This is a genomic window from Thauera sp., assembly GCF_047601425.1.
In the GTDB taxonomy this organism is placed as follows: domain Bacteria; phylum Pseudomonadota; class Gammaproteobacteria; order Burkholderiales; family Rhodocyclaceae; genus Thauera.
In genome coordinates this window covers 1,223,874-1,239,843 of the sequence record NZ_JASGJL010000001.1, presented here as the reverse complement: position 1 = coordinate 1,239,843, position 15,970 = coordinate 1,223,874, and the positions used below count along the sequence as shown (strand labels likewise).

At 67.0% G+C, this 15,970-nt stretch carries 17 protein-coding genes; 6 read left to right on the top strand and 11 right to left on the bottom strand.

Features of this window, described 5'->3' with window-relative positions; genetic code table 11:
- Positions 1-11: 11 nt before the first annotated feature.
- The 7 genes from QM748_RS05980 to QM748_RS05950 form a co-directional block, all read right to left on the bottom strand.
- Complete coding sequence (locus QM748_RS05980) at positions 12-1,421, bottom strand: MATE family efflux transporter (protein ID WP_415246119.1); 1,410 nt, start codon at positions 1,419-1,421, stop codon at positions 12-14.
- The gene (locus QM748_RS05975; protein ID WP_415246118.1) at positions 1,418-1,987 is read right to left on the bottom strand and encodes a hypothetical protein; all 570 of its coding nucleotides are present in this window, start codon (positions 1,985-1,987) and stop codon (positions 1,418-1,420) included. Before QM748_RS05975 ends, QM748_RS05980 begins: the two co-directional genes overlap by 4 nt.
- An 84-nt stretch (positions 1,988-2,071) precedes the next feature.
- Positions 2,072-3,562 carry a Y-family DNA polymerase gene (locus QM748_RS05970; RefSeq protein WP_415246117.1) on the bottom strand — a complete coding sequence of 497 codons (1,491 nt, stop codon included), beginning with the start codon at positions 3,560-3,562 and terminating at the stop codon, positions 2,072-2,074.
- 6 nt (positions 3,563-3,568) lie between these two features.
- Complete coding sequence (gene imuA, locus QM748_RS05965; protein WP_415246116.1) at positions 3,569-4,252, bottom strand: translesion DNA synthesis-associated protein ImuA; 684 nt, start codon at positions 4,250-4,252, stop codon at positions 3,569-3,571.
- 47 nt (positions 4,253-4,299) lie between these two features.
- The gene (lexA, locus tag QM748_RS05960; RefSeq protein WP_415246115.1) at positions 4,300-4,908 is read right to left on the bottom strand and encodes a transcriptional repressor LexA; all 609 of its coding nucleotides are present in this window, start codon (positions 4,906-4,908) and stop codon (positions 4,300-4,302) included.
- A 208-nt stretch (positions 4,909-5,116) separates the two neighbouring features.
- Positions 5,117-6,154 carry a zinc-dependent alcohol dehydrogenase family protein gene (locus QM748_RS05955; protein WP_415246114.1) on the bottom strand — a complete coding sequence of 346 codons (1,038 nt, stop codon included), beginning with the start codon at positions 6,152-6,154 and terminating at the stop codon, positions 5,117-5,119.
- A gap of 218 nt (positions 6,155-6,372) precedes the next feature.
- The gene (locus QM748_RS05950) at positions 6,373-6,627 is read right to left on the bottom strand and encodes a hypothetical protein (RefSeq protein WP_415246113.1); all 255 of its coding nucleotides are present in this window, start codon (positions 6,625-6,627) and stop codon (positions 6,373-6,375) included.
- A 53-nt stretch (positions 6,628-6,680) separates the two neighbouring features.
- On the opposite strand from QM748_RS05950, the gene QM748_RS05945 reads away from it, so the two are divergent.
- Positions 6,681-6,848 carry a hypothetical protein gene (locus QM748_RS05945; protein WP_415246112.1) on the top strand — a complete coding sequence of 56 codons (168 nt, stop codon included), beginning with the start codon at positions 6,681-6,683 and terminating at the stop codon, positions 6,846-6,848.
- Between the two features lie 102 nt (positions 6,849-6,950).
- Here the strand turns inward: QM748_RS05945 and QM748_RS05940 are convergent, their stop codons facing one another.
- Both QM748_RS05940 and QM748_RS05935 read right to left on the bottom strand, forming a co-directional pair.
- Entirely contained in the window at positions 6,951-7,262 is a 312-nt protein-coding gene (locus QM748_RS05940) for an AzlD family protein (protein WP_415246111.1), read from the bottom strand.
- Positions 7,259-7,969: an AzlC family ABC transporter permease gene (locus QM748_RS05935; protein ID WP_415246110.1), complete on the bottom strand. Its 711-nt coding sequence runs from the start codon at positions 7,967-7,969 to the stop codon at positions 7,259-7,261. The genes QM748_RS05940 and QM748_RS05935 overlap by 4 nt, the downstream gene beginning before the upstream one ends.
- Before the next feature lie 154 nt (positions 7,970-8,123).
- On the opposite strand from QM748_RS05935, the gene QM748_RS05930 reads away from it, so the two are divergent.
- The 5 genes from QM748_RS05930 (at position 8,124) to QM748_RS05910 (ending at position 13,599) form a co-directional block, all read left to right on the top strand.
- Positions 8,124-8,954, top strand: a complete 831-nt coding sequence (locus QM748_RS05930) for a LysR family transcriptional regulator (RefSeq protein ID WP_415246109.1) — start codon at positions 8,124-8,126, stop codon at positions 8,952-8,954.
- A gap of 203 nt (positions 8,955-9,157) precedes the next feature.
- Positions 9,158-10,099 (top strand): arsenic resistance protein, encoded by a 942-nt coding sequence (locus tag QM748_RS05925; RefSeq protein WP_415246108.1) that lies wholly within the window; start codon positions 9,158-9,160, stop codon positions 10,097-10,099.
- A gap of 418 nt (positions 10,100-10,517) precedes the next feature.
- Complete coding sequence (locus tag QM748_RS05920) at positions 10,518-11,000, top strand: peroxiredoxin (RefSeq protein WP_415246107.1); 483 nt, start codon at positions 10,518-10,520, stop codon at positions 10,998-11,000.
- Complete coding sequence (locus QM748_RS05915; protein ID WP_415246106.1) at positions 10,990-11,475, top strand: FKBP-type peptidyl-prolyl cis-trans isomerase; 486 nt, start codon at positions 10,990-10,992, stop codon at positions 11,473-11,475. The genes QM748_RS05920 and QM748_RS05915 overlap by 11 nt, the downstream gene beginning before the upstream one ends.
- Before the next feature lie 75 nt (positions 11,476-11,550).
- A complete protein-coding gene (locus tag QM748_RS05910; RefSeq protein ID WP_415246105.1) occupies positions 11,551-13,599 on the top strand; it encodes a dipeptide ABC transporter ATP-binding protein in 2,049 nt (682 codons plus the stop codon).
- Between the two features lie 14 nt (positions 13,600-13,613).
- Here QM748_RS05910 and QM748_RS05905 read toward each other — a convergent pair whose 3' ends face one another.
- Both QM748_RS05905 and gloB read right to left on the bottom strand, forming a co-directional pair.
- Entirely contained in the window at positions 13,614-15,116 is a 1,503-nt protein-coding gene (locus QM748_RS05905) for a transglycosylase SLT domain-containing protein (protein ID WP_415246104.1), read from the bottom strand.
- Positions 15,117-15,189: 73 nt separating this feature from the next.
- Positions 15,190-15,963: a hydroxyacylglutathione hydrolase gene (gloB, locus tag QM748_RS05900; RefSeq protein ID WP_415246103.1), complete on the bottom strand. Its 774-nt coding sequence runs from the start codon at positions 15,961-15,963 to the stop codon at positions 15,190-15,192.
- Between the last annotated feature and the right edge of the window lie 7 nt (positions 15,964-15,970).

The following is a 15,970-nucleotide window of genomic DNA, read 5'->3' as shown; positions in this document are numbered from 1 at the left end:
ACGGCTGGGGTTCAGCTGCCTTGGGACGCCTGCTGGCGTCCCATCACCCTTGTCAGCAACCAGCCGAACAGCATCGAAGCCAGCACGGTCGCGGCCACGCTGGCTTCCCAGAAGCCGGCGACGCTGGGTGCCGTCTCGCGGCCGAAGGCGTGGTAAGCGGCCCAGTAGCCGCCGCCCAGGCCGACGCCCCAGAAGCACAGGGTATGCAGCAGCATCGGCAGCAGCGTGACCTTGAAGCCGCGCAAGGCGTGCGCGGCCACGGTCTGGATCGCGTCGGTCAGTTGATAGATGCAGATGTAGACGATCAGGCCGAGCGCCACCGTGCGTACCGCCGGGTCGGTCGATGACAGGCCGATCACCGGCTCGCGCAGCAGCCACAGGCCGATACCGATCAGGATGGCGAAGCCGGAACTCAGCCACAGGCTGACTTTCACCGTCGCGCGGGCGCGCGCCCAGTCGTGCGCGCCGGCGGCCTGCCCGACCAGCACCAGGGTGGCGATCGACATCGCCAGCGGCAGCATGTAAACCAGCGCTGAGAGGTTGGCGACCACCCGGTGGCCGGCCACCGCCTCGGAGCCGAGGCGGGCGGCGAACAGCGCGATCAGCGTGAAGGAGGTGATCTCGATGAAGGTGGAAAAGCCCATCGGCAGGCCCAGGCGCAACAAAGCGCCGATCGTGCGCGGGCGCGGGGCCTGCCAGCGTGAAAAGATCGCGTACTGGCGATAGGCCGGGCTGCGCAGCAGGTGCAGCAGGCCGCAGCCCAGCCCCAGCCAACTGACGATGGCGGTCGAGATGCCGCAGCCGAGGCCGCCGAGCGCGGGCAGGCCGGAGAAGGCGAACAGGCCGTGGGTCAGCGACCAGGCAAGCGGCACATGCGCGCAAACGGCGATCAGGCTGATGGCCATCAGCACCCGTGGTCGTCCGACGGCGTTGTTGAAGGCGTAGAAAGTGCGGTAGAGCAGCACCGCCGGCAGGCCGAAGGCCGTGGCGCGCAGGTAGGCGCCGGCCCCTTCGGCAATCTCGGGCGGCACGCGGGCGAGGCGGAGCAGGGCATCCGGCTGGCCGAGCACCAGGCAGCCCGGCACGGCCAGCATCAGCGCCAGCCAGAAACCCTGCTGCAGGGCCGGCCCGATTTCGCCGGTCCGCCCGCCGCCGACATGGTGGGCGATCGTCGGCGCCACTGCCTGCAGCACGCCGACCAGCAACATCACCACCGAGATGTAGAGCCCGTTGCCGATCGCCACTGAAGCGAGGTCGGCCGTGCCGTAGCGGCCGGCGATCAGCGTGTCGGCGATCATCATGCCCATCGACAGCACCTGCGCGACCAGCACCGGCCAGGCGTGGTGCAGCAACTGGCGGGCGATGCTTGAGGCCGCCGGCGGTGCCGCGGGCGGCGTGGGACGGGCGGGAATGGAATTCAATCCTGCGTCGCGCTGTGGGGGAACAGGCGCGGGCGCCAGTAGCGCCAGGCGAGGAAACCGAACAGCACGGCCATGATCAGCCAGAAACCCACGCCCTGCCAGAAGGCGATCGGATCGGTGGCGAGGAAGTAGTCGCGCGGCGGGCGCACGAAATGGATGCGGCCTTCATACAGGCCGCGCCCGGCAGCGGCAATGGCGGCCAGCACGGGCGAGAACCACACCAGCAGGCCGACTGCGACGATGGGTTTGTCGAGTGCGGCGCTGGTCGTGCGCCTGGGCAGGTAAACGCTGTCCACGCCGAACCAGATCGCGAGGAAAAAACCGATGCCGGCCACCAGCGGGGCGATCGCCAGCGACGCACCGAGCAGCGTGGCGCCTGCCATGAAGGGCAGGCCTTCGAGCGGCATGATCCGATCCCAGATCGGTTCGAGATTGCTGAACAGCCACCACGAGATCGGCAGCGCGACGATGAAGGCGAGCAGGCCCAGCCTTGCGCGGCGGCGGGCGAGGTCGCCCGGCAGCTCGGTGGATGCGGGAGAGGAATGAGGCGAGGAGGGGGAAGGCATGTCTGTGCTTGTCCGGCGGGCCGGGAAAAATGTGCCGGGGAGTGTACTACGTTCGCAACACGGTTCCCTGGCGCGGCGATCCGGTCAGCCGAAGCAGCCGTGCAGGAACCAGCCGTCCGGCGAGGTCAGATCCTGGAAAACCCAGCACAGGCTGTCGTCGCCGCGGCGGGCGAGGTAGTAGTCACGGCGGATGTCGCCTTCGTCCCACCAGCCGCTTTCGATGCGTTCGGCGTTGCCGAGCAGGGTGTATTGCCGCGGGTCGATTGCTCGCGGCGCGGAGAGCAGCCACAGGGGGCGAAGGTTTCGGGTGAAAGAAGGCTCTGCCTGTCCACGAGCCTGTTCATTGCAGGGCTGCGAGGCGGCTTCCGGGCGGTGGTCGGCAAATGGTTCGAGGCGGCGCACGGCGCTGTCGCCGAGCCGTGCGCGCAGGCGGTCGAGCAGCCGCAACGCTGTATCCCTGGCCTGCCCGGGGGCGCCGAACAGATCGTTGGCGTACTCGCCGCGTTCGAGCGGATGTTCGGCCTCCAGGCGCAGGATGCAGATTTCGGCAGGCAGCGCCTGCATGCCCAGGCGCTCGCGCGCAATCAGGGCAAGGTGCTCCGCATCGTCGGAAGGATGGCCGAGCACGATGTCGAGCGGCGTTTCGCCGCTGCCTTCATGCACCAGCGACAGGCGGCAATGGTCGATGCCCGCATGCCTGGCCTGCAGCCAGGCCGACAGGCTGGCGAACAGCCGGCGGGCGGCGAACAGCAGGGCCTCGCTGTGATGGGTCGGTGCCGGCAGCGCCAACTCGTGCGAGAAGCGTGCGGGCGGCTCGAACCAGGGGCGGGGGTCGGGCAACTCGCCGCGGGCGCGGGCGATCAGCTGGCCGACCGCCTGGGCCTGGCGGCGGGCGAGGCCTGCTGCCGGCAATGTGCGCACTGCGCCGATGCTGCGGATGCCGAGGCCGTCGAGCAGTTCGAGCGTGTCGGCGGAGCAGGCCGCGGCAGAGCGAGGGGCGGCAGCGCCGCTGTCCGTGCCGCTGCCGAGCACGGACAGCGGCAAGCCGTCCAGCGCCTTGCGCCAGTCGCTGCCTGCCGCCGGCTCCTGGCCGCAGGCGGCGAACCAGCAGGCGGCCAGCGGCGTGGGCGCACAGGCGATGCGGGCATCGACACCGAGCTGCAGCAGGCCTTCGCGGGCTTGCCGGCGGATCGCGCCCACACCGCCGAACAGGCGCAGGCTGGCGCCGATCTCGAGCAGCACGGCGTCGGGCGGAGCAAGGCTGATACGCGGCGTGAAGCGCCCGGCCCAGCAGGCGATTTCGGCCAGCAGGGCGGCTTCGCGTGCGTGCTGGCGGGCCTGCAGCTGCAGCGTTGGCGACATGGCCTGCGCAGCCGACAGGGCCTGGCCGGTAAAGACGCCCTGGGCGCGGGCGGCAGCGTTGGCGGCCAGGATGCGCTTGCGGCGGCCGTCGTCACGGCGGCCGCCGCTACGGCGGCTGGTGCCGACCACAGCGAGCGGCCTGTCTTCATCGGCCAGGCCGCGGGTGAAAACCTGCAGCGGAAGCTCAGGCAGCTTGATTGCGAGCCACGACATGGCCGTTCAGCCGACGAGGACGAGGCGCGGTGTGTCTTCGGCCGCCGCGTCGGCACAGGTGTCGTTCGTCGCGGCGGCGTCGTGCCAGCGCAGCAGCACAGGGCGCGAGGCAGGCGGCCCACGCCGCTTCAGAATGTCGATGCGCAGCCCTCCGGCCGTGGGCGCCAGGGCCAGCCGCAGCGGGGCGGGCGAGGCATGGCGTGCCATGCCGCGGTTGCGGAACAGGAACAGAGGCGTGGCGCTTTCTTCGGCGGCCAGCTGCAGGCGGCGCAGCGCAGCGGTGTCGGGCTGCGCAAGCCAGGCCAGCACCAGGGCGCAGGCGCCGCTGGCCGTTGCCTGGCGAGTCGCCCAAAGGGCTTCCGCCGCAGTGCCGGGCTGGATCAGCAGCAGGCGCTGCAGCGGCACGCCGGCGGTGGCCAGTGCCGGCGCATAAGGCAGTAATGGCGGCGCGATGCAGGCGATCCAGCGCTCGGCACCGGCCTTGCGCATCAGCGGCAGCAGCAGGGACAACTCGCCCACGCCGGGATGTTCGGCCAGCAGCTCGATCAACGCACCGGCCGGCCAGCCGCCGCCGGGCAGCTCCGCATCGAGCGCCGGGAAGCCGGTGGGCAGGCTGTCGCCGGGCGGCCGCGCCAGTTGCGCGCCCTGCCAGACGAGGCCGGCGGGCAGGTTCTCGAGCAACTGGGCCACGGCATGCTCCGCGTGATCCGCCGGTGTGCGGCAGGGAAAAGGGAAACTCAGTGATCCTGGCGGATCAGGCCGACCATGACGCCTTCGATGGCCAGCGGATCGCGCCGGGTGTCGACGACGATGGGCTCGAAGTCGGGGTTGGCGGGCAGCAGCTCGACCAGCGGCCCCTTGCGCTGCAGCGTCTTGACGGTGACCTCGTCTTCCAGCCGGGCGACGACGATCTGGCCGTTGCGCGCCTCGGGGCTGCGATGCACGGCGATCAGGTCGCCGTCGAGGATGCCGGCGTCGCGCATGCTCATGCCGCGCACCCGCAGCAGGTAGTCGGCGCGCGGCGAGAACAGGGCGGGGTCGAGCTGGAGCCGGGTTTCGACGTGCTCCGCCGCCAGGATCGGGCTGCCGGCGGCGACACGGCCGACCAGCGGCAGGCCCAGCGCCTCGGCCAGGCGGATGCCGCGCGCGCGGCCTTCTTCCAGCAGGATCGCGCCCTTGGCGGCAAGCGCGCGCAGATGGGTTTCGGCCGCGTTGGGCGAGCGGAAACCGAAGGCGGTGCAGACTTCGGCGCGGGTGGGGGGGCGGCCTTCGCTTTCGACGGTGGCGCGGATGAAATCGAGGATTTCCTGCTGGCGGGCGGTGAGGTTTTCGCTGCGGGCGGTCATGACAGCCTCCTTGTGGATGGCTGTAATTTTAAACAGTTGATGCAGAACGGCAAGCCCGATTGTTGGAGTGATGGTGGCTGGAGTGGGTATCCTGCAAGTCGAGGCGGTTGTTTCCAATGGGAACGGTTGGGGGCTGTCTGGTCGCCATGATCCGGTTCGAATCCGGCGCCGCTTCGGCCTCATCCTGAAGCTTGCCGTTACGCTTCCATCAGGGAATCAGCACCGCGGCGCCCTGCAGCGCGCCGCGGCGCAGACGCTCGAGGGCGTCGTTGGCCTCGGCCAGCGCGAAGCGCGTCACTTCGGTGCGTACGGGTACGCGGGCAGCCAGGGCGAGGAATTCGTCGCCGTCGCGCCGGGTCAGGTTGGCGACCGACATGATGCGGCGTTCGCCCCACAGGATGCCGTAGGGGAAGGAGGGGATGTCGCTCATGTGGATGCCCGCACAGACCACGCTGCCGCCCTTGCCTAGCGCCCGCAGCGCGGCCGGCACCAGTTCGCCCGCCGGGGCGAAGATCAGCGCGGCGTCCAGCGGCTGCGGCGGCAACTCGTCCGACGGACCGGCCCAGTGGGCGCCGAGCGTCCGTGCAAAGTCGCGGCTGGCTGCATCGTCGCGGCGGGTGAAGGCGTAGATTTCGCGTCCTTGCCAGACGGCGACCTGGCAGATGATGTGGGCGGCGGCGCCGAAGCCGTAGATGCCCAGCCGCCGCGCGTCGCCGGCCATCGCCAGCGCCCGGTAGCCGATCAGGCCGGCGCACAGCAGCGGCGCGGCTTCGGCGGCATCGAGCGTGTCGTCGAGCGGAAAGCAGTAGCGCACGTCGGCGAGGGTGAATTCCGCATAGCCGCCGTGGATCTGGTAGCCGGTGAAGCGGGCCTCGTCGCACAGGTTCTCGCGCTGGCTGCTGCAGTAGGCGCAATGGCCGCAGGTCCAGCCCAGCCAGGGCACGCCCATGCGCTGGCCGATGCCGAAGCCCTGCACGCCGCTGCCGATCGCGGCGACGCGGCCGACGATCTCGTGGCCGGGAACCATCGGCAGCACGGGGTCGGGCAGTTCGCCGTCGATCAGGTGCAGGTCGGTGCGGCAGACGCCGCAGGCTTCGACCCGGAGCAGAACCTGGCCGGCTTGCGGCATGGGGCGCGGCAGTTCAACGGCTTTCAGCGGCTCGAAAGGACGTTCGAGCACCATCGCGCGCATGCGATCCGGCAGCTTCGGGAGAGCGGGGCCCGGCTCATAGTTGATGGAGGACATCGCAGCGTCTCCTTGGTGATGCGTTTCGAGCGTGGTCCGTTGCCGGAGCTTGCCCGATGCAGACAAGAAGATTGTCGACCCCGCATGCCCGCCGGGCAAGCGGAAGGCTCAAGCGGCTCGGTTGTGTACGCGTGAAGACTTCTCGGGCAGCCCCGCGACGAGCGTGAATGGAAGGAGCGAGGCGTGAAAGCCGACTGACGGCTCGAGCGCCGCCTGGCTCAGCGCCACGACCAGTTCCCGCCCTCGATCACGATCGACCTTCGATTACCGAAGCTGCCTTCGGCGGTGAGTTCGAGCAGGTTGCCGGCCTTGATGTAGGCCTTCGTTCCAACTGCCTTGAGCAAGGATGGAGAGGGCTTCACGCCGGCGCTGGAGGCGAGCCAGGGCAGCTCCTGCTGCAGGGTCTCGAGCCAGCGCTGGACCATGGAGTCGTCGATGTCCAGCAGTTCGAGGTCAACGTCTCGGCGCCTCATGAGCTTGCTCCTTTCTGGATGCTGTACGAAAATACAGTATAAGAGGAAACGTCATGATGAAAAGCCCTACACATCTGAACTGTCCGGGTTGCCATACGCCGGTGATGCTGGATCGCTACGATCACGCCTGCATTGCCACGGACAATTATCTTGTCTGCCCCGAGTGTGGCCATGTTTTTTTGCTGGATGGTGTGTTGAATGACACGTTCGAACCATCCTGACTTCTGGTCCCAGCGCCAGGGGGAAGCAGGCTCAGGAATCACAGGATCGAGGTGGGCGATTCGCCTGGATAAGGCTGTTTGGCTGATGAACCAGGGGCGAACCTAGAAAAACCGCCGGAACAAGGCCGCCGTGACGATCCCAGCGGCGATCGCAGGCAGGGGTTTCTTCAGCAGCAGCATCGTCGCGGCGGTGGCCAGCAAGGCCAGCCGCGCGCCGGTGTCGCCATTCACAGCCAGCGGTGCCAGCAGCGCCACCAGCACCGAGCCGGACATGGCGCTGATGAAATGCTGAACCCTGCGGCCGATGGGCACGAAGGACATGACGAAGATCCCGCCCCAGCGGGTGGCCAGCGTCACCGCGGCCATCACCAGGATGATGATCAGCGTGCCGGCGGTCGATGTCTCGATGTTCACGGTTTTTTCTCCATCCAGATCGCGCCCAGCAGGCCGCCGGCCAGGGCGCCGACGACGACATGGCTGTTCTCCGGCAGATAGCGGCAGGCCAGCAGCGATGACCCCGCAGCCACTGTCCAGATGGCGAACATGCGCAGGTTCTTCTGGCCACCGATCGCCATCGCCAGCATGAAACAGCCCATCACCATGTCCAGGCCGAGGCGCACCGGGTCCTGAATGGCGTTGCCGAAATAAAGGCCCAGCCAGGAGCCCAGTATCCAGGCCAGCCAGAGGGCGATGCCGCCGCCGAACAACAGCCCCATGCCCGATTCGCCACGTGCGAATGCCTGCATGGACATCGCCCAGCTGGCGTCGGTGACGACGAGCATCATGCCGTAGCGTTTCGCCGGCGGCAGATGGCGAAGCCAGGGATAAAGCGTGGCGCCCATCAGCAGGTGGCGGGCGTTGACGGCAAGGACGGTGATGGCCAGCGGGATCAGCGGTACCTGCGCGCCCCACAGGTCCAGTGCGGCGAACTGCGACGCGCCGGCAAAGACCAGCGTGCTCATGATGACGATCGAGGTGCCATCCAGCCCCGATTGCGTCGCGGCAAGACCGAAGGCCAGGCCGAAGACGACGACGAAAAGGGAGATCGGCAGCAACTGCCTGAAGCCGGACCATATTTCGTGGCGGTCGGGTTCGTATGCCTTTGCAGCATTGCTCGTCAAATCAGGCCTCCTTCACGTGTGTGGCATGGATTGCGTGCGGTGGCCGCAAGTGGCCGGAAGTGCATGCAGGCCGGCAGCATGCGCCAGGCAGGGCGTGACGAAAAGCGCATAATTCTGCTATCTGTCATCCGAAAACCGAATAGAAAGGGCCAAGATGAGCTACCCGGACCTGCAGGTCGATTGGCTCAAGTGCTTCGTCGCAGTCGTGGATGCAGGCTCGCTGTCCAGCGCCGCGCCGGAACTGCATCGTTCGCAGTCGGCGGTGAGCATGCAGCTCAAGAAGCTGGAAGCCGCGGTCGGGCGGCAACTGCTGGTGCGCGGCCCGCGGCAGCATCAACTGACGCCCGACGGGCAGGTTCTGCTGGGTTACGCGCGGCGCATCCTCGATCTGCATGCCGAAGCTCAGACGGCCTTTCATGGCGAGGAACTGGCAGGCCGCGTGCGGCTTGGGGTTCCGGATGACTACGCTGCCACCTACCTTACGCCAGTCCTCAAACGCTTCGCGCCAAGACACGGCAATGTGGAGATCGAGCTGGACTGCGAGCAATCGACATCCCTCATCCCCCGGGTCGAAAGGGGGGAACTGGATCTGGCGCTGATTTCGCGGGACCATGCCCGGCGCGGTACCTTGCTGTTCCATGAGCCGATGGTGTGGGTCGGATCGCCCCAGTTCGATGCCTGGCGGCGTGATCCTCTGCCCATCGCGGTCTATGAGAGCTCGAGCCTGGCGAGGCGAAGCGCGATCAATTCGCTGGGCTTGCAGGGGCGCCGCTACAGGGTGGTTCTACAACAGCTCGAGCCTGGCGGGGCAGATCGCCGCAGTCGAGAGTGGCCTGGCCGTCGCCGCTCTGACTCGTTGCAGTGCGCCGGCTCATCTGGAAATCCTGGGCAGCGCCCATGGTCTGGGGCCGCTGGAGCCGATGGAAGTGTCGGCGTACCGGAGCACGGCTTCACGCGGTTCGAAGGCCGTGGATGGCCTGTATGAGCTGTTGATAAAGACGCTCAGGATTTCAGAATCGTCCTGATGCCAATGCTATTCGTGGATGGCGAGCGATTCCTCTGCCCGGATACGCTGATCAATGACTTGTCCGCCCAATCCCGTCTTGCATTTTTTTCAGGCAAGCCACAGTTTCGGTGCTCCTCAGACGAGCAGGAGATGGCAGACCATGGAGCAAACCAGTGCATCGAATGACGCTTGAACGCAATCAGGTCTGGATCTACCTGGCCGCGATCCTGCTTGGCTTGCTGCTCGGCAGTGTGCGGCCCGATACGGCTTCCTTTCTCGAACTGCTGTTGTGGCCGAGCCTGGTGCTGCTGCTGTACGCGACTTTCGTGCAAGTGCCCCTGCTGCATCTGGGGGCGTCGCTGCGCGACCATCGATTCATCTCGGCGGTGCTGTTGGGCAACTTCGTTCTCGTCCCCGCGCTGGTCGGTCTGCTCGTCCAATGCTTGCCGCCCGACCCGGCCTTGAGGCTGGGCATTCTGCTGGTGCTGCTCGTGCCATGCACCGACTGGTTCATCACCTTCACGCAACTGGGCGGTGGCAGCGTGCTGCGTGCCATTGCCGTGACCCCGGTCAATCTGCTGCTGCAACTGCTGCTGTTGCCGGTCTATCTGTGGCTGATGGCGGGAGCCGAGCTTGCCGGCGCGTTCGAGTCCGTCGAGATGTGGTCTGCGGTCGCCGTCGTGGTGCTGCCGTTGCTGCTGGCAGCAATCTCGGAACGCTGGATCGAGGCGAAGCGCGAACGGGAAGTCGTCCGCTCAAGCCTGGCGTGGCTGCCGGTGCCGCTGCTCGCCTTGGTGGTGTTCCTGATTGCCGGCGCACAGGCGAGCGTCGTGCTTGGCACGCTGGACGTGCTGCCGGCGGTTGTGCCGCTATGCGCGTTTTTCCTGGTGGCGGTTGCATTGATCGCTAAGCTGCTGGCCCGCCTGTTCGGCCTGCCGACCGATCAGGCGCGCACCCTCGCATTCAGCCTGGGTACGCGCAACTCCTTCGTCGTGCTGCCTTTCGCGCTGGCTCTGCCAGCGGGCTGGGAGACGGCTGCGGTGGTGATCGTGGTGCAATCCCTGGTCGAGCTGTTCGGCATGGTCTTTTATCTGTGGTGGGTTCCACGCAGGCTGTTCCGCTGATCCGCACAGCCTGCGTGCCTTGGTGTATTGGTGTGCTGAAGATCGGCGTCTTGCCGCCGATCACCATGTTCATCAGCTGCGGCGCGTCGATGCGCTCGCCACCCGCCTGGGCGAAGATCACGGAACCGCCTTGGGTGGAGTTTCGGCGTTGGCTTCGAGCCCCCTGTCCACGCTGCAGCGGCCGGATGCGTGCGGCGTGCGCAGGACGCAAGTGCGCGAATAGTACACAGGCTTTGGCCCGCGGCTTGTGGCCGGACGCTCCGGGGGCATCTATGATTCCGGTTACAGAATATAAAACAGAGAAACAGAGAGGGAGGAGAGTGCCATGTTCGTCCAGCCCCAACCGGAATCCCAGCCCGGCCCCGGTAGAGTTCGCCGGGGGTCTCGGCTAGAATCCGCCTCACGTCAGGGAGAGCCCATGCTGCAAAGCGGAGATACCGCCCCCCCGTTTTCCCTGCCCGATGCGGACATGGAGGTCTTCGATCTCGCATCCTTGCAGGGCAGGCATCATGTGGTTCTTTATTTCTATCCTCGCGACCGGACGCCGGGCTGCACGCTGCAGGCGGCCGATTTCAGCGATCACGAGGACGAATTTGCCCGCCACGGCTGCGTCGTGGTCGGCGTGAGTCCTGACGATTGCATGACGCACGCCGAGTTCCGCGACGAGGAGGGCCTGTCGATCCGCCTGCTGTCGGATACCGAGAAGGAAGTCTGTGGCTTGTATGGCGTGTGGCAGCAGAAGGAGGTCGATGGCGTGAAGAAGATGGGCGTGCGGCGCTCGACCTTCATCATCGACAAACGGGGCGTGATCCGCCATGCGTTCTATGATGTAGCACCCCGTGGCCATGCGGCCGCGGTTTTTGAACTGGTCAAGAAACTGGAAGCCGACAATGCAGAATGAAATCGTGAAAAATAGCGTCGTGACGCTCAACTACACCGTCCGTGACACGGACGGCGCCGTCATCGACGATGGCCAGCACCCGCTGGTGTATCTGCACGGCGGATACGACGGCATCTTCCCGGTGCTGGAAGAAACCCTGCATGGCAAGAAGGTCGGCGAGAGCTTCCAGGTCAAGCTGCAGCCGGAAGACGCCTTCGGCGACTACGACGAGGAACTGATCCTGGTCGAGGACGCCAAGCTGTTTCCGGAAAACATCGAAGTCGGCATGAGCTTCGAGCGCACCTCCGACGACGGCGAGGATGACATCATCTACCGCATCACCGACATCGCCGACGGCAAGGTCGTGGTCGATGGCAACCACCCGCTGGCCGGCGTTGCGCTGGTGTTCGACGTCACCATCGCCGAAGTGCGCGCAGCCTCCGCCGAAGAAATCTCGCACGGCCACGTCCACGGCGCGGGCGGACATCACCATTGATCGTGTCCAGGCCGCGTCAGCGGCCTTTTTTCGGTCTGCGGCCACGGGCCCGGACCTAGCCAGACCACGCCAGCAATGAAGCTTTCCGCGCCAGCCGTTGTTTCTCCCGGCGGTGCCGTGCCGCTCCTGTCCGTTTCCGGCCTCGCCGTCGCCATCGACCGCGGTGGCGCCGTCGCGGCGCGGCCGGTGGACGGCGTGGATCTGATGATCGCCGCGGGCGAGACTTTCGCCTTGCTCGGCGAGTCGGGCTGCGGCAAATCGATGACCGCGCTCGCGCTGACGCGGCTGTTGCCCGACGGCGGCCGCATCGAGCGTGGCGAGATCCGTCTCGGCGGCGAAGACCTGCTGCGCCTGCCGGAGTCGGCGATGCGCAGCGTGCGCGGCGGGCGCATCGGCATGATCTTCCAGGAGCCCTCGACCAGCCTTAACCCGGTGATGACCGTGGGCGCCCAGATTTCCGAGGCGCTGGCCCAGCATGGGGTGAAGGGCGCGCAGGCCGAGACGGAGGCCTGTCGTTTGCTCGAAGCGGTCGGCATACCCGATCCGGCGCGGCGGCTGCGCGACTTTCCATTCCAGTTTTCAGGCGGCATGAAGCAGCGCGTGATGATCGCGATGGCGCTCGCCGGGCAGCCGCAGCTGCTCATTGCCGACGAGCCGACGACGGCGCTCGACGTCACCATTCAGGCCCAGGTGCTCGATCTGCTGGTGCGGATCCAGGCCGAGCGCGGCATGGGCATGCTGCTGATCACGCACGATCTCGGCGTGGTGGCGCGCATGGCGCACCGGGTCGGCGTGATGTACGCAGGCGAACTGGTCGAGGCCGGGCCGCGCGAGGCCTTTTTCCACGCGCCGCTCCATCCGTATTCACGCAAGCTGTTCGCGGCCTTGCCGGGCGCGGCGAAAAGAGGCGCGCCGCTGGATGCGCCCATCGGCGCGGTGCCGACGCTGGACCGGGATTTCCCGGGCTGCCGTTTCGCCGAGCGTTGCGCGCTGGCTTTCGATCGCTGCGACGACGAGTCGCCGGCCTGGCACCGCGTCGGCGAGCAGATGGTGCGCTGCCATCTGTACGAAGGCGTGGCCGCGCCGCATCACCGGCCTGCCGGCACGCAGCCGGAGGCGATGCCGTGGCGGGCCCGCCCGGCTGCGCCGGTTCTGGAAGTGCACGATCTGAGCGTCCACTTTCCGGTGCGCAAAGGCCTGCTGCGGCGCACGGCAGGGCATGTCCGCGCGGTCGATGGCGTCAGCCTCAGCCTGGCACCTGGGCGCACTCTGGCGCTGGTCGGCGAATCCGGCTGTGGCAAGACCACGGTCGGCAAGGCGGCGCTGAAGCTGATCGAGCCGACAGCCGGCGAGATATTCCTCGGCGGCGAAAACATCACCGCGCATCGCGGCGAAGCGCTGCAGGCCATGCGCCGGGTGGTGCAGATGGTGTTCCAGGATCCGTTCGCTTCGCTCAATCCGCGGATGCGCGTCGGCGACATCATCGAGGAAGGCATGGCCGCCCTCGGCGTCGAAGCCGATCCGAAGATTCGCCGGGCGCGTGTCGACGAACTGCTCGAACGCGTCGGCCTGTCTGCCGACATGCGCTGGCGTTATCCCCACGAGTTTTCCGGCGGCCAGCGCCAGCGCATCGCGGTGGCACGCGCGCTGGCAGTGTCGCCGCAGGTGATCATCTGCGACGAGCCGACGAGTGCGCTCGACGTCTCGGTGCAGGCACAGCTGCTGAACCTGATGCGCGAGCTGCAGGCCGAGCGCGGCCTGGCCTACCTGTTCATCACCCACAATCTGGCGGTGGTCGAGTACCTGGCCGACGACGTGGCGGTGATGTACCTGGGGCGCATCGTCGAGCAGGGGCCGGCCGACAAGGTGCTGCGTGCGCCGGCTCACCCCTATACCCGGGCCTTGCTCGCCGCCGTGCCAAGGATCGGCGAAGAAACCGGAACCAGCGGCGATGCGGTGCCGGTCGTGAGCGATCTGCCTTCGCCGTTGAATCCGCCGTCGGGCTGCCATTTCCATCCACGCTGCCCGCATGCGACCGATGTCTGTCGCATCAGCTATCCACCCGTGACCGAGCTCGGCCAGGGGCATCGCTTCCGTTGCCATTGGCCGCGGCTGGGGGATTGAGCCCGGAAGGCCGGCTACTGTTTCCTGGCGGGTGGCTTGGCCTTGGCTGCGGGTTTGCCTGCCTGCTTGGGTGCGGCCTTCGACGCTGCGGGTTTGGCGGGTGGGGGTGCGGCGTTGGCCTTGCTGGCCTGGGGCGTTTTTTTCGCCGCGGGTTTCGAGGCCTTCTTTGGCGCGGCTTTCGAGGCGGTTTTTGATGTGGCTTTCCGGGTGCCCGGTTTCGCCGGGGCCGCGGCTTTTTTCGATCCAGCTGCCGTGCGAACGGTGGCAGAGGCCTTGAGCCCGCCTCCCGAACCACCGATCTTCAGGCCTTGCTGGCGAGTCGCAGCGGCGGCAAAAGGCAGCATGCTGCTGACCTGCAGGGCGCCGTCCGGGTCGATGCCGCTGGGTACAAGCAGGGTATGTCCCGCGCTCACCGAGCTGCCGGAGAGTCCGTTGATCTTCCGCAGTTCGGCAACGTTCAGGTCGTGGCGGGCTGCGATCTGCTCCAGCCGTTCGCCCTGTTCGACGGTATGCAGGCGCCAGCCCTTGCCGCTGCGCTTGAGTTCGTCCAGACCTTCGCGCAACTGGCGTGCGCGGTCGGTGGGGACGATGAAGGCCTGGCCGGGCATCGTCGTCACCGGACGGTTGAAACCGGGGTTGAGCGCAAGGAACTCGTCGAGCGGCATGCCCGACAGCGTCGCCGCGGTCGCCAGGTCGACGCCGATCGGCGCATCGACCGAGACGAAGTGCATCTCGTTGGCGACGTAGGGCAGTTCGAAATGGAACAGCTCCGGCTCGGCGACGATGTTCTTGATCGCCTGCAGCTTGGGCACGTAGTTGCGTGTCTCGTCCGGCATCCGCAGATGGCTGTATTCCAGCGGCAGCCCTTCCTCGGCATTGCGCTTCAGCGCACGCTGCACCGAGCCTTCGCCCCAGTTGTAGGATGCGAGCACCAGGTGCCAGTCGCCGTGCATCTCGTAGATGTACTGGAGGTAGTCGAGCGCGGCATTGGTCGAGGCGATGACGTCACGCCGCTCATCCACCCAGTTGTCCTGGGTGAGGTTGTACTGCTTGCCGGTGGACGGGATGAACTGCCACAGGCCGGACGCGTGGGCGCGGGAATAGGCGAGCGGATTGTAGCTGCTCTCGACCATCGGCAGCAGCGCCAGTTCGGTGGGCATGCCGCGGCGTTCGAGTTCGTCGACGATGTAGTACAGGTAGCGGCCGCCGCGCGAGAACACCTGCTTCAGGAAACCCGGCCGGTTGAGGTAGAAGGCTTGCTGGTCGCCGACGCGTTCGCTGTCCAGATCGGGCATGCCGAAACCGCGGCGGATACGGTCCCAGATGTCGTTGGCATCGCGGGTCAGGTCGAGCGTGAGCACACGCTCGGGAGCGGAGATTTCATCCACTTCGGGCGGAGAAGCGGTGCTTGCATGCGCCGCCTGCTGGGCATGGGTGGGCGAGCTGATGGCAAACGCGCCAATGCAGGCAAGGCTGGTAACGAACGAGGCGAAGCGGGCGGCGAACTGTCTGGGCATGATCGTGCGACTGCCTTGTGCCGCTGACGATAGGGCCCGCAAGTCTATCGACCGGCGGGACGGGGAGTCAATTTCAGAACGTATCCTTCCAGGCGCGCAAGGCGGCAAGGCATTCAACGGCGTCGGCGGGGGGCATGCCCGAATGGGCGGCAACGGTGTCACGGATCTGCGCCTGATCGCAACGCAGGAAGGGGTTGATCGCTTTCTCCTGTCCGATCGTACTCGGCAGCGTAGGCCGGTTCGCCGCCCGCAGTGCTTTGCAGCGCTGTGCGTAAGCATCGCGTTCGGGGTTGTGCGGTTCGGCCGCAGCTGCGAATGCGAGGTTGGACAAGGTGTATTCGTGTGCGCAGTACACCCGGGTGTCGCCGGGCAGGGCGGCGAACTTGGCCAGTGCTGAGGCAAGCTGAGGCGGACTGCCTTCGAACAGCCGGCCGCAGCCGGCGGAAAACAGCGTGTCGCCGCAGAACAGCGCGCGGGGCGGCGTGCCGCGGCTGACATAGGCGATGTGGCCGGCGGTGTGGGCCGGGACATCGAGCACGTCGAACTCGAGATCCAGCACATCGATGCGCACCGTGTCGCCTTCGGCCACCAGATGACCGACACCTTCGACACGTTCGTTGAACGGGCCGTATACCGGCACGGATGCATGTGCCAGCAAGGCGCCGAGGCCGCCGACGTGGTCGGCGTGGTGGTGGGTGACGAGGATGGCGGCAAGCTGCAGCCCTTCGTGCGACAGGTAGGCCAGCACCGGTGCGGCATCGCCCGGATCGACCACGAGCGCATGGCGGCCGTCGCGGATCAGCCAGATGTAGTTATCGCGGAAGGCGGGAAGAGGGATAATGTCCATCCGCGAA

Coding starts and splice junctions, on each gene's coding strand:
- QM748_RS05975 (WP_415246118.1), bottom strand. CDS start 1,987: ATGCCTTCCCCCTCCTCGCCTCATTCCTCTCCCGCATCCACCGAGCTG.
- QM748_RS05970 (WP_415246117.1), bottom strand. CDS start 3,562: ATGTCGTGGCTCGCAATCAAGCTGCCTGAGCTTCCGCTGCAGGTTTTC.
- lexA (WP_415246115.1), bottom strand. CDS start 4,908: ATGACCGCCCGCAGCGAAAACCTCACCGCCCGCCAGCAGGAAATCCTC.
- QM748_RS05955 (WP_415246114.1), bottom strand. CDS start 6,154: ATGTCCTCCATCAACTATGAGCCGGGCCCCGCTCTCCCGAAGCTGCCG.
- QM748_RS05950 (WP_415246113.1), bottom strand. CDS start 6,627: ATGAGGCGCCGAGACGTTGACCTCGAACTGCTGGACATCGACGACTCC.
- QM748_RS05945 (WP_415246112.1), top strand. CDS start 6,681: ATGATGAAAAGCCCTACACATCTGAACTGTCCGGGTTGCCATACGCCG.
- QM748_RS05930 (WP_415246109.1), top strand. CDS start 8,124: ATGAGCTACCCGGACCTGCAGGTCGATTGGCTCAAGTGCTTCGTCGCA.
- QM748_RS05925 (WP_415246108.1), top strand. CDS start 9,158: ATGACGCTTGAACGCAATCAGGTCTGGATCTACCTGGCCGCGATCCTG.
- QM748_RS05920 (WP_415246107.1), top strand. CDS start 10,518: ATGCTGCAAAGCGGAGATACCGCCCCCCCGTTTTCCCTGCCCGATGCG.
- QM748_RS05915 (WP_415246106.1), top strand. CDS start 10,990: ATGCAGAATGAAATCGTGAAAAATAGCGTCGTGACGCTCAACTACACC.
- QM748_RS05910 (WP_415246105.1), top strand. CDS start 11,551: ATGAAGCTTTCCGCGCCAGCCGTTGTTTCTCCCGGCGGTGCCGTGCCG.
- QM748_RS05905 (WP_415246104.1), bottom strand. CDS start 15,116: ATGCCCAGACAGTTCGCCGCCCGCTTCGCCTCGTTCGTTACCAGCCTT.
- gloB (WP_415246103.1), bottom strand. CDS start 15,963: ATGGACATTATCCCTCTTCCCGCCTTCCGCGATAACTACATCTGGCTG.